General features: G+C 44.9%; 8 protein-coding genes. All 8 read left to right on the plus strand.

The genetic code is table 11. The annotated features are described in order from the left end of the window. Position 1 precedes the first annotated feature (1 nt). The 8 genes from ACFOET_RS00905 (at position 2) to ACFOET_RS00940 (ending at position 14115) form a co-directional block, all read left to right on the plus strand. Positions 2-5923, plus strand: coding sequence for an amino acid adenylation domain-containing protein (locus ACFOET_RS00905; RefSeq protein ID WP_379018605.1), 5922 nt, complete (start codon positions 2-4; stop codon positions 5921-5923). A 166-nt stretch (positions 5924-6089) separates the two neighbouring features. After that, entirely contained in the window at positions 6090-7424 is a 1335-nt protein-coding gene (locus ACFOET_RS00910; RefSeq protein WP_379018607.1) for a hypothetical protein, read from the plus strand. A gap of 290 nt (positions 7425-7714) precedes the next feature. Next, positions 7715-8779 carry a sugar-transfer associated ATP-grasp domain-containing protein gene (locus tag ACFOET_RS00915; RefSeq protein WP_379018609.1) on the plus strand — a complete coding sequence of 355 codons (1065 nt, stop codon included), beginning with the start codon at positions 7715-7717 and terminating at the stop codon, positions 8777-8779. A gap of 223 nt (positions 8780-9002) precedes the next feature. Continuing rightward, on the plus strand, positions 9003-9902 hold the full coding sequence (locus ACFOET_RS00920; RefSeq protein ID WP_379018611.1) for a glycosyltransferase family A protein: 900 nt from the start codon (positions 9003-9005) through the stop codon (positions 9900-9902). Positions 9903-9939: 37 nt separating this feature from the next. Continuing rightward, entirely contained in the window at positions 9940-10800 is an 861-nt protein-coding gene (locus ACFOET_RS00925) for a glycosyltransferase family 2 protein (RefSeq protein WP_379018613.1), read from the plus strand. 157 nt (positions 10801-10957) lie between these two features. After that, positions 10958-12010 (plus strand): sugar-transfer associated ATP-grasp domain-containing protein, encoded by a 1053-nt coding sequence (locus ACFOET_RS00930; protein WP_379018615.1) that lies wholly within the window; start codon positions 10958-10960, stop codon positions 12008-12010. Between the two features lie 29 nt (positions 12011-12039). After that, complete coding sequence (locus ACFOET_RS00935) at positions 12040-12798, plus strand: hypothetical protein (protein ID WP_379018617.1); 759 nt, start codon at positions 12040-12042, stop codon at positions 12796-12798. Between the two features lie 78 nt (positions 12799-12876). Then, on the plus strand, positions 12877-14115 hold the full coding sequence (locus ACFOET_RS00940) for a glycosyltransferase (protein ID WP_379018620.1): 1239 nt from the start codon (positions 12877-12879) through the stop codon (positions 14113-14115). Positions 14116-14119: the final 4 nt, after the last annotated feature.

Consider the following 14119-nt stretch of genomic DNA (forward strand, 5'->3'; position numbering starts at 1 on the left):
AATGGATAGCGCAACCAAAAACCAAAAGATAACCGGAGACGATATGCCCGGCCCGGTTACCTTGAACAAAAACGACTTGCCTCAACAATCAGCGGAAGTGCAAGGTTCTTCAGCCTCGTCTCGCAATGGCAAAACCGTCTTGGACCTGTTTGAAGTCCGAGCAAAACAGGCCCCGGATGGAATTGCCGTTGTCTTTGAAAACAAATCGTTTACCTATAAGAAACTGGATGAAGCGTCCAATAACCTCGCGATCCACCTGGTCAACGCTGGCGTGCGCAAAGGAACATTTGTTGCGCTATTTCTGGAAAAATCCATAGAAACGATTGCTGCCATCCTCGGAGTGCTAAAAGCGGGTGGGATCTATGTCCCTATCGATGTCAACTACCCAGCCAATCGGATCAAGCACATGGTGTCTGATGCAACAATTAGCCATGTGCTGACGGAAGGCCCCCACAGCGAAAAGATAGCCGATTTCTTGCCCCAGGGAACAGCTTTTACGGTCAGCGAACTCATCAACCAAACGGCAGAATTAAGCAAGGAGTCAGAGAAGCCTGTGAAGGAGGACCTCGCGTACCTCATCTACACCTCAGGCACCACCGGCACGCCCAAAGGCGTCACAATTGAGCACGGGGCACTTTCAAACTATATACAAAAACAATCTGAGTTCCTACAGATCAATCACTTAGAACGGGTGTTACAGTTTTCAAACTACAGCTTTGACGCATCCGTAGAACAGATTTTCCTTGCCCTGACCAACGGAGCGACGTTGGTCATTCCGTCGCAAGACGTTTTAATGGATAACGAATCGATGGCTGCATTTATTGACGATATGGAAATTACCCATATTCATGCCACGCCATCGTTCCTCAAGTTCATCCCCGTACGAAAATACAGCAACCTGAAAAGGATAATAGCTGCAGGTGAGCGCTGTGCCCGTGAGTTAGCGGACGCCTGGTGTGCATATGTAGAATTCATCAATAAATACGGGCCTACTGAATCGACGATATCTACCCACGAGTATCGCTATCAGAAGAACGACGCCCCGGCGGGAAGTGTACCTATCGGCAAACCACTTCCGGGAATTACCCAGCGGGTATTAACAGAAAACGGCGCCCCCGCCAACGTCGGGGACATCGGGGAACTGCTAATCGGGGGGGACCAGTTGAGCCCAGGCTACCTGAACCTGCCGGAACTGACGGCCGATCGTTTTATCTATTCTGACGGAGAGCGGCGCTACCGGACGGGAGATCTGGTCAGGGTACTTTCAAATGATACCCTTGAGTATATCGGCAGGACCGATGAACAGCTAAAAATCAGGGGATATCGCATTGAACCCGGAGAGATAGAATATCACGTATCGCGGTTAACAGGTATCGAAAGCGCCGTCGTGACTGTACGGGATGATTTATCCGGCATCCAGGTGTTGGTAGCGTATGTCATTTTAACAAAATCTGAGAATACAGAAGCTGGGGTATATGAGGTGACAAAAAGCACAATAAAAGAGTGGCGAAACCAACTCGCTATGTCTTTGCCCAACCATATGATTCCCAATGCGTGGATAGCACTGGAGAGATTCCCCCTAACGGCCAACAACAAAATAGACCGCAATGCGCTGCCAGCGCCCTACGCCGATGAAAATGGCATGATGCCAGACGATGCCGATACCTATACCGCCACTCAACGTCTAGCGGCCGATGTATGGACTCAGGTTTTGCGGGTTCAGCGTGTGGGGCTGGACGACGATTTTTTTGAACTGGGAGGGCATTCATTGTCAGCCATGCAAGTCTTGACAGCAATCAGGCGCCAGACAGGCAAGCATGTATCCATCACTGCGCTGTTGAGGAACCCTAAACTGCGCGATTTCGCCGTGCTGCTAAATACAGATACTGCTCAGCCGCTTGTCGACCGCTATCCTACAGCAGACCAGAAAATGCCGATGTCCGCAACGGCTGATGAGCCGGGGCTCTGCATTCCGATGATCGACCAACAGCAGGAAATATGGCTATCTTGCCAACTTGGCGGCAGACAGGCAAATTTAGCCTATAATCAATCGGTTACGCTGGAACTGACAGGAAAAATGGATGTGCCGGCAATGCATAACGCAGTATCCGATTTGGTTGCTCGCCATGTGGCATTGCGCGTCTGTGTTGGCGACGAGGAATCGCTGGTGATTTCAGATATGCCGACCGCTATTCTGGTGGTTAAACATTTTGCGGTTGGCAGCTCCCCTCAGGAAAAGCAAGCGGTATTCAACCGGTTCATCCATTCTGAAATGCGACAGGAATTCGATCTCACGGCCGCCCCTTTATTCCGGGTATTCCTGCATCAGTTTGATAACACGCACACCCGTTTAACCCTTATCGCCCATCACATCATCTGTGATGCAACAGCTATGCGGGTGGTCGTCCGTGACCTTGCCGCACTTTACAACGCGCATAGTAATGGCAGCGTGCCCCGGCTTCCTCCGGCTCAGCAGCTTCAGGCATACGCCGCCCACCAACAAGCTTTTTCGAAGTCTTCCGAGCACCGGAAGATGTTGGAATTTTGGCTGGCCCAGCATAAGACGGTTGAGCCGTTAAACCTTCCGCTCGACTTTAAACGTCCGGCTACACGCACGTATGACGCTAATTTTAAACGCAATACACTTGGCGACAATATATACGGGCGGCTTAGTGCCTTAGCAGCAAAAGCCGGGATAAGTATAGCCGCTGCGATTACCGCTTTGGTGGAGGTTTTCCTATATCACCGAACGGGGCAGCGTGATATCACACTTGGGCTCACGACCGCTGGCCAGTACCTCAGCGGATATGAGCAAATGGTTGGCCACAGTGTAAATCTTATCCCGGTGAGAACCACAATCGACCCACGGCAATCGTTTCTCAACTACCTGTCCGTGCGCAGGGAAGGCTTATATTTGGCCTACGAAAATCAACGGCTCACATTCAGCGAACTGCTCCGGGAGCTTCGTATCAAGCGAGACAAGGCTCATATACCATTAGTACCATTTGTCCTTACCATACAAGCAGACGGCGGACCAACAGCCGAATTCGAAGGGCTTGAGCTCAACATCCGCCCGAACCCGTGTGCCAGCCAAACGTTCGAAATCTTCCTTAGCATCAACCTCGACAGGAGTAATGAAGTGATAGACGCGTTCTGGGCTTACAATACCCGGCTGTTTGCCGGTGACACCATCGAGCGCATGATCAATGAATTCAAACTGCTGCTGGAAACGGTCACTCAGATCCCCGATGTTGAAATAGGCCATAGCCTGCCTATCCCCCACCCATTCCCACAATTCGAAAACTACGTTTGCGAATATCCTAACGATACCACCCTGGTGGACCATTTTTACTGGCAGACCAAACGCACACCGAAGCTAACCGCCGTCCAGTTCGAGGGCAAATCGATGACCTATCGCGAACTCAATCGTAAATCTAATCAAATCGCCAACAGGCTCATCACGATGGGGGTATCAAGGGGTGAGTTCGTGATCCTATGCGTGAAGCCGTCTATGGAAATGGTTGCCGCTTTCTTAGGCATCTGGAAGACCGGAGCAGCATATGTTCCCTTGGATCCCGAATTGCCGCATGAGCGGGTATCCCACATCGTAGAAAAGACCGGCGCTAAAGTAGCCGTCCTGGACCGAGATGCGACGACTATTATGCCGTTAGTAACGATTGGGAACATTCTGGTGGTCGATGCGCCCGATTGCCTTGTCTGGCAAGAACGATGGCAAAAGCCGACGGTAAAACCAGACCCTGGATCTCCTGCTTACGTTATCTACACCTCCGGATCGACAGGCAACCCCAAAGGCGTGACCATCAATCATCAATCCCTCGTCGACTATCACTTCGGACTGTTAAACCATGTGCCCCAGTTTGCGAGATGTAACGGATTTGCGCTCGGTTCCCCGATATACACGGATCTCGGCAATACGGTATTATTCGGTGCGCTGGTAACGGGTGGCACCTTGCACCTATTTGGCAAGGAGCGGTTTAACGACCCGGATTATATCAGCAGGTATTTCAGCCAACACACGATCGACTTTCTTAAAATTGTCCCTTCCCATTGGAACTACCTCGTCAGCACGGGGGTTCGGATTATACCCAAAGAAATCCTAATGCTGGGGGGCGAAGGGCTCCAAACCTCGTTGGTGACGGCAGTATACCAAGCGGGAGGCACCTGTGCGATCATCAATGAGTACGGGCCGACAGAAACGACGATCGGAAAATTGCTCCACATCGTCGACCCCGCAAGTGAATACGGACATACCATTCCGATAGGTAAACCATACTCCAATGCATCGATATATGTGCTCAACGAAAACCAGACTCATTGCCCGATAGGTGTTCCGGGCGAGTTGTATATCGGGGGCATTGGTCTGTCCAGCGGGTATGTGGGTGAGCCGGAACTCACGGACCGAGCTTTCATCGACATAGGACACGGCGGTGCGACCGTCGGTAAGCGCTATAAAACTGGCGACATTGTCCGCTGGCTTTCAGACGGGAATATCGAGTATCTCGGGCGAAAAGATGATCAGGTTAAGATCCGCGGAAACCGGATTGAGCTCGCCGAAATTGAGAGCGCTATAAGTAAACTGGATGAAGTCACGCAGTGTGCCGTTGCTGCCGCAAACCGCGACACCCACCAAGAAAAGCTGCTTGTTGCCTATGTGGTGCCCCATACGGACCGACCCTTTAACAGGGAGAGCGCCATTGAACGGTTGCGAAAGGTACTACCCACTTATATGATACCGCGGCACTGGGTGATTATAGATAAAATCCCGCTAAATGCAAATGGAAAAGCAGATAAAAAAGCCTTGTTGATGCATGACAGTGGGGTCGGGAAGGACGAAGTTAGGGAATTCGTCGCCGCCACGACGCCTACACAACTCAAATTAGCGGAAATTTGGTCCGAATGCCTCATGACCGACCAGGAGATCGGCATAACTGATGATTTTTTCGAGCTGGGGGGGCATTCATTGATTGCGGTCCGGATCGTAGCTAAAGTGGACCGGCATTTCGGTGTACGGCTTCCGTTGGCTTCGTTATTCGAGCATACGACAATCGAGAAAATGGCAGCTGTAATCGATCAAGGCATCGATCCGCTTAGGTGGGATTGTGTTATTCCGATCCGGGCTTCAGGCAACAAACCGCCGTTGTTTGTCGTGCACGGTGCGCTATTAGACGTTTTATACGTCAGGAACCTGTTGCCTTACCTAGACCGTGAACAACCGCTATACGGCATTCAGGGCATGGGCCTCAGCGGCAAATCGCAAGCTGCACACACGGTGGAACGCATTGCCGCCCATTACGTGTGCGAGATGCTGACCCACGAACCCAATGGCCCGTTTGCGCTTGCCGGATATTCTTCAGGCGGCGTCATTGCATTCGAAATGGTGAAGCAACTCCGGCAGCACGGGAAGGAGGTGATCTTCCTCGGCCTATTGGACACGTTTGCCACGGTACCCGATGATAATGGTATGGCAGGAACAATACGGTTTTGGCGAGCCGTCTTTAAAGAAGCGTTTGCGCAATACGGCTACATCCAGTCCTTTCTGTTCCTCTCATTCCTTGCCTTTGACAAAATCTTGCAACTTACACTTGCACAGGTCAGCAAGCGCGCTTACCGGCGGATGTTCCCGGCAGATTACTGGAAAAGTAAGGCGCAGCTGATCCACGTCCTTGCTGGAAGGAAATACCGACCAGCAGCTATTGACATGAATACGTATTTGTTTAAAAGCTTTCGAATGCAGGTTGGTAAGCTGGACGAGTCGGCCAAAACAAACGGATGGAGTCCGTTTTTAGGTGAAAACCTAACCGTGGTCGGCATACAAGGTTCGCATTTCGACATGTTTACACCCGAAAAGGTCGAAGACCTAGCAAATGCAGTCCAAAAGGCAATAAACAATTCTACAAAGTAAAAAGTTTAAAAAAATTTAAATATACCGAAAATTTTATTTCTTTTGTAGTCGAATTACTACAACAGGGCCCTACATCACCCTATGAAATGAAATTATGGTACTGACAGTCAGGATGGTTTTTCTAATAGCCATCGTCTTCGCTATTTGTGCGTCTTGTGATAAAAGCTTGCTAATTCCTTCCCCAATACCTTCCGACGCGGGCAAAGGTGATTCCACCGATAGCGGTAATGATGGCAAGAACGATTCACCGCCGCCATCGCAGCAACGGATAGTACTAGCGGCTGACGACAAAGGCAGATTGACCATTGACGGTGAAAAACAGGCGTTTGATTGCAAAACGACCATTGCAATCGCAGCGGGCAAGTATAGCCTGATTAGTATAAGGAACCTGAAGGGCATTGATGGTTGCCCTGTACGTATAACAAACGACGGATTAGTCGAACTAGCAGGCTATCGTGCCGCATTGACGATCAACAACGTGTCTAATGTGGTCATTTCCGGCGATGGCCATCGGAATTATGACAAGGGTTTCTTGTTTCGAGACAATGACTATCGCGCTGTGGAACTTAGCGGCGATATCAATGACTTCACTTTTCAATATGCGGAGTTTCGGGACATCCGCGACTACGTCATCTCCTACAACCGGCAGAAATTATACGATGGTAGTGCAGCGACGTATTCCAAGAAGCTCACGTTTAGTCACCTGAAAGTTGAAAGATGCGGGGCATTTGTCAATTTTCCCGGGGGAATCAGTGGGACAGATATCAAGGGACTGATCAGGGGACTGGAAATCTCGTTCGTTGAGATTTCCAACTGCCCAAACCCCAGAAATGTAGTACATGTCGGGCTGGTGGAAGATTATGACATCCATGACAATGTGCTCTCAAACATCAACATGGAGAATAACAATCATAATGCGATGTTTCACCTTGTAGGTAACGGCAAATTCTACAACAACCATATTTCAAATCACCAAGGAAATGCGATCAGGGCCTGGGCGGTCAGCATGGGATCAACACCCAAAGAGATTCAGATCTTCAACAACATTGTCGTCAATTCACGTAAGTACTCCGCTTTCGAGACCCAATCGTTCGAGCGCTACCTTATTCCCAATAAAACCACCTTTGCGAATGCTAAAATTTTTCATAATACCTGCAGCAAGCTTAATACATCAAAAGATTGGTATGGTGTAGTAGTTGACGCGTACCGCTTGTTCGGAGGGAAACTGGAGGTATTTAACAATCTGGCGTTCGATTTACCATCGCCACATCCTAAAAGCCATATCGTGAGCTACATGTCCATCGAAGATGGCAAGCTCAACGAAACCAATAACCGCTATTTTGCTACGGCGAGTGCCGCAGGTATTGTTAACGAAACGAACTTCAAACTATCGACAAAATCGGAAGCGTACAAGAACGGGGCACCCAACTTTTTGACGTTCGATTTCTATGGCACACAGCGGAATACAAGTTCACCATCCATCGGTGCGGTCGAACGCTAACATCCCGGTCGTATAGGCGATTGTAGTGTTTCAACTACAAAACAAAATATTCGCGCCGTTCTTCCTTTGATTTAGTCAACATACACCTACTTTTATATATACATGCTTGGGGGTGGTCTGTCAAGTTAGCTGACCGATTGTGCGATTCTGGCAACGTATCTATATAAGCGACTGAAGATGCTCTAAAACATTAAAAATCTGTAAAACAAGCTAGTGATTTAAAAACCAACTGTAAAAGTCGAATACTTTTCTGCACGTAAATAATACCAAATAGTAAACCCATAACACTTATGATCAGACAAATTGCAAAGAAATTGGTCAAGAGATATTGGTCGTATGAATATCACACCATGCTCAATGGCACTGCCGGTAAAATATTAAGAAACATCGAATCAATAAAGGGGAAGACCGATCCAAAGTTGATTAAACTGTCAAATGAATACGCGAACGATGTTTTCGGCTGGAAAGGGTACGCCCCTTGGCTCAGCGTGTATAGCGCCGTGTCTGGCTCTTTCAAGGAAGGGTGGATACCAGACAACTATTACGGTAGAATAGTGGTTCCTACATTGAAAGGTGATTATGGAAGGGTTGCAAACCTCAAATCATTTAACAACAAAATATTTAAACGGGACGTTTTCCCTGATCTTGTTTACTATGCAAACGGATTGTTTTTTTCAACAGACTACGAGGTTATTCCACCAGAAAAGATCAAGGAAATCGTTTTTAAAAAGTCAAATCGGATTGTCTTTAAATCAGATAATTCAGCGCAGGGCCGCGGGATTTCATTTTTTGAAAAATCAAGCTTTGACGTCAATAAAGTAAAAATGTTAGGTAATGGTGTTATCCAAGATTACATTAGGCAGCATGCCTTTTTTAACGAACTTATGCCAAACTCGGTAGCGACGATGCGCTTCACTACCACAATAGATGATGGTGGTAATTCTGTTGTCAGAGCCTGCTATCTAAGAATTGGGCGCAATGCAGATACCCATGTTAAGTCTGATTCCCATATCATGATTCCAATTAACTTAAGGACAGGAAATTTATATGAACATGGATTTACGCCAAAGTGGACTACGACAGACCGACATCCTGATACCGGAATTTTATTCGAAAACAAATCGATCCCGAATTTCACCAAATGTCTTTCAACCGCATTAGAGCTCCATAAATTGATGCCCCAAGCACGATGTATCGGATGGGATATGATTGTCGACGAAAACAATGATGTCAAAATTATGGAATGGAATGGAAATCATAATGGCATAAAATTCTCAGAAGCAACCCAGGGTCCTTGTTTCTCAGATTTGCATTGGGAAACGCTTTGGAAAAAGCAAAGATCGCTAATTGATTAAGTCACTTACCAGTACCGCAACTAATGAGCAATCACCGGACTGTCATCAATATCGATGCAATTGTAGAATTTTGACGACAAGAAAAAGTATTGTTTATGAGTTTGCAGCCAACTTCAATACCTTAATCTTATTTTTGGCCATCCGATCGGTAAATATCTCGTTAAAGTATATTTATCTTATGTATCGGATGCGGTCTTTGTTTTGAACTAAAAATTAAACGTTAATGTCGACATTCAGTTTATTGCTATCACGAGTCATTCCACTCAGCTGGGAAAAGCGCCTACGTGAAATACGAGATAGTAAATTAAGAAGGTTGAAAATCGAAAAGCTCCCGGAGGCAATTTATGCTCCGGACTTAACTTATTACAAAATATCGCTGTGTATTACTTGTATGAACAGGCTGTACCAGTTAGAAAAGACCTTATTGCAAAATATCCTTGATAATATCGACTACCCCAATTTGGAGATTTGCTTAGTAAACTATAACTCAACAGATAATTTGGATAGTTTTATTCGCGAAAATTTTAAGTCCTATATCGACAAAGGCGTTTTGCGTTATATTCACACGACGGAACCCAAAACATTTCATGCGTCTAAGGCAAAGAATCTAGCGCACTACTTCTCTACCGGAGATGTCGTATGCAACGTAGATGGTGACAATTTCACCGGAAAAGACTTTGCCTTCTACCTGAACTACCTATTTAATACAATCGGCGAAAACTGTATCGTACAATTTAAACGAGATCCGTTGTGGGGAACCGTGGGACGGATTGCGCTAAGCCGGAAAAACTTTCTAAAACTAGGCGGATATTCCGAGGACTTCTACCCTACCGGTTTCCAGGATTATGAATTGAGAGAGCGTGCGGTACGAAGCGGACTGACGTACAAAAAAGTGCAGATTGACAACTTTCTGAATTATATCAGCAATTCTCGGGATGAAAAAATAAAAAATTTAGGAGATAACGGAAAAGATTGGGACTATTATGACCAGGAAAACAGAAAAATATTCAAAGCAAAAGCCGAGAAAAACATTTTTGTTTCCAATACCGAAATTGACAGGTTAATTGATCTACGGATCAATTTCGAGAATGTAAATGTTCGGTATAAGCCCTATCAGCCTTAACATGGGCAAATGTTTTATATACACTTTAATATTCTAAATGAGCGCATTACGTATTCCAAACTGGGTTAACGCCTGTAATCATAAATTCGGAAGCTATCGGGAAATTCCCGGCGAGGTCTTTGCACAAATAAATGGCCGGCTCAAAAGGCTGCAAAGTGACGCACCTTTGGTTTCTGTTGTCATAGCCGCATGGAATGAAGAAGTCAACATCTTGAACTGCATTGATAGTCTTTCCCGTATGGAAACTGTGCTACCACTTGAGATTATTGTTATTAACAATAATTCTACAGATCATACGGACCTAACGCTAAAGCGACTTGACGTAGGAACTTTCCTTCAACCGATTCAAGGGCCGGGACCTGCGAGAGAATTGGGTCAGCAACAATCGCGTGGAAAATACATTCTTCTGGCAGATGCCGATTGTTTATATCCGCCTACTTGGGTAGATGATATGATCGGCGTGTTAAAGAAGCCGAAAGTCGTATGCGCTTACGGTCGATATTCCTTTTTACCCGACGAGAAATATCCGCGCTGGAAATTGTATTTACTCGAGAAAATGAAGGATATGGTTGCCGAATTGAGGCACTTCAAACGGCCATACCTTAATGCATACGGTATGAGCATGGGGTATATTGCTGCGAATGGGCGCGCTATTGGCTTTGTGGATCACAATATACGTGGCGAGGACGGCAGAATGTGCTTTGACCTGATGAAGTTTGGAAAAATCAAACAAATGAAAGCTAACCGCTCACGCGTTTGGACAGCGCCACGGACGCTGCAATCCGAAGGAAGTTTCGCCAAGGTATTATTTAATAGAATCCGCAAAGAGATCAAACGCCTTTTTTCACTGTTCAGACCTTTACCGGAACATGACACCAAAACTTCGGAGAACTACTGATCTTTTAAATAGCTAACGAAACGTAAGATTGTATCATGCTAAAACGGTAAAACACCATCCAAAAGCGCCCCAGAATGCTCGCGTGAACCTGGTTTGACTCGCTTTCAAAGGCAAGATTTGAAAGCCAAAATTAGAATGCCTATTAACGTTATGAACGATGAAAAGAAAAGCCATAAAGAATTTGGTCCAGAAGTATTTAACGTATGAATATCACAAATCACTTAATAATTCTGCCATTGAGACGTTAAAAAGTATTGAATCAATTAAAGGGAAAACCGATGCAAGATTTATAAAGCTCTCAAATGAATATGCAGGCGATATCTTGGGATGGAGAGGATATGCGCCTTGGCTCTACGTATACAGTGCAATAGCCGGGTCCTTTAAAGAAGGGTGGATACCCGACAATTACTACGGCAAAATTGTGGTTCCTGCATTAAAGGGACAATATGGCAAAATTGGCGACCTTAAATCGTTAACAAACAAACTATTTAATGAGAACATTTTTCCAGACCTTCTATATTATACCAACGGGCTCTTTTTTACAACTGATTATTGCGCCTTTCCGCCAGAAAAAATCAAAGAATATGTTTTCAGGGATTCAAATAAGGTTGTATTTAAAAAAGACAACTCAGGCCGAGGTTTCGGGATCTCGATCTTTGATGAATCAAACTTTGATGTCAATAAGATAAAGACGCTTGGCGATGGCGTTATTCAAGAATATATTAAGCAGCATGCTTTTTTCAAAGCGTTTATGCCCAACTCAGTCGCCACAATACGTATTACCACAGCTATAGATGATTATGGCAGTTGCACTGCAAGAGCCTGTTTTCTCCGGTTAGGACGCAGTAAAGACACACATATTAACTCTGAGTCCCGTATATTGATTCCGGTTAATTTGGAAACGGGAGCATTGCATGATCAAGGTTTTATGCCAAATTGGAACCTGACAGACAGGCATCCAGATACAGGCACCCTGTTTGCAAAAAAACAAATACCGAATTTTGCTAAGTGTATTTCAACTGCTGTAGCCCTTCATAAATCAATGCCGCTTGCCCGATGTATTGGCTGGGATATGATTGTTGATGAAAACGATGACGTTAAAATTATGGAGTGGAATGGAAATCACAACGGAATCAAATTCTCTGAAGCAACCCAAGGTCCTTGTTTCTCGGATTTGGGTTGGGAGAATCTTTGGAGGACCTCGAAATAGTTAGAAACGCGCCACATAATAAAATAATTATGGAAAAGATTCATCTTCTTTGGACTGGTGGATGGGATTCGACATACCGAATTCTGCAGTTAGCAAATAAACCAGTTTCGATTCAGCCATATTACCTTCTCGAAAGCACGAGAAAGTCCAAAGACTTCGAATTAAGGGCTATCGATATTATCACAAAGGACATTCGCCAGCACCCAGAAACAAAGTGCGTTATTTCCGAACTGATCTCCATAAAGATAGAGGATATCGTTAAAAATCCGGAAATCACAGATGCGTACAATGAAATATTAAAAACTAACTTCTTTGGTAGCCAATATGATTGGTTAGCAAGGTTTGCGGTAACAATTAAAAATTTAGAATTGACTATTCACGAAGACGATAAGGCATCGTCAATAATAAAAAAACACGGTAGCTTGATAAAAAAGCAGGACGAGTTAATCGGCGATTATTACGTGCTAGATCAAGATGTTTCAACTGAAAGTCTAATCAAGGTTTTTGGACATTATCGCTTCCCTATACTGGATGCTAATAAGTTAGCAATGAAGAGGTGGGCCGAAGAAATGAACTACATTGATATTATGAATAAAACGTGGTTTTGTCATCTTCCTAAAAGCAACAAACCGTGTGGTATTTGCAACCCGTGTATGTATACGATTGAAGAAGGGCTTGAATATAGGTTCAGCAAAGGGGCACTACGGAGGTACCACGTTGACAAGGCAGCCCGTCCGATAAAAAACACATTCTTTTATAAGGTTGTAAAAAAAATCATCTCGTTATAACGCTCAATTTATCACCAGATTAACTTCCGATTTACTCATTCGAATGTTTTTCGGAACAACACCTTCCTATTAAATATAATGAATAAAAAGCCAAGGATTTTATTCTTGATACCGGATTTCCCAAGAATATCTGAAACATTTATCGTGAATCAAATGGTTTATTTACTGGACCGGGGCTATGACATCGCGATCCTATCTTGGGGTAAGCTGAAACACCCTCCACATCCAAAGGTCATCCAGTACGACTTGCTTGCTAAAACGACCTACGTGGACATACCCGATTCAGCGTTAAAGCGGCTTGCATGTTTTATCAAGACCTGTATACGAAATCCAAGTCGTAACCACATTAGAGCGCTCAATATTTTCAGATTTAAAATTGACGCTTTAAAGCTGAAGGTATTTTACAAACTACTTGCATTCAATCGTTTAGGAGCAGATTTCGACATCGTTCACGCCCATTTTGGTTTTATGAGCGATTTTTTTTTCAAGGGAAAATACCTTGGGTTTTTCGAAAAGAGCAAGCTAATAACAACGTTTCATGGTTACGATATGATGCCGAACGAATTAGCTTTGAATCGCAAACGCTACAAGGAGCTCTTTGCTAACAACACATTAATTACTGTAAACAACGACTTCGGAAAATCGCTGATTTTAAATATCAATCCGCACTATCGTCGCATCAAGCTTTTGCCCGTAGGTTTAGATACACAATATTACAAGCCTTCTAAGGCAAAAACGATTGCTGAATTCACCAATGTTCTTTTTTGCGGCCGGTTAATTCCACTCAAGGGATGCGCTATACTTATTAAAATTGCCCATATTTTAATCAATAACAGGCAGATAAAAAGCCTTAGATTCCATATTGTAGGTAATGGTAAAGAGTTGGGAAACCTTCAAAGGTTAGTAATTCAATACAACTTAGAAAACCATATTATTTTTTCCGGCTTCAAGACTCAAGAACAGATTATACGAATCATGGACGAATCTGATTTATTTTTGTTGCCGGGTATTGTAGATGATGATGGAAGAGCTGAAACCCAGGGGCTGGTTATTCAAGAAGCCCAGGCTATGTGTCTTCCCGTCATTGTATCAGATGCCGGAGGAATGAAGTACGGTGTAGAAAACGGGGTTAATGGTTTTGTTGTACCGGAGCGGGACGAAGAGGCTTTTGCGGATAAAATAGAACTTTTGGTGCATAACACTGACCTTAGAAAAAAAATGGGCGAAGCTGCCCGAGATTTCGTAGTCCACAACTTCGACTCCAAAATCCTCGGCGGGAAATTGGAAAAGTATTATTGCGAAGTTTTGGCCGAGTAGATCA

This window comes from Parapedobacter deserti (assembly GCF_042646065.1).
Lineage (GTDB): Bacteria > Bacteroidota > Bacteroidia > Sphingobacteriales > Sphingobacteriaceae > Parapedobacter > Parapedobacter deserti.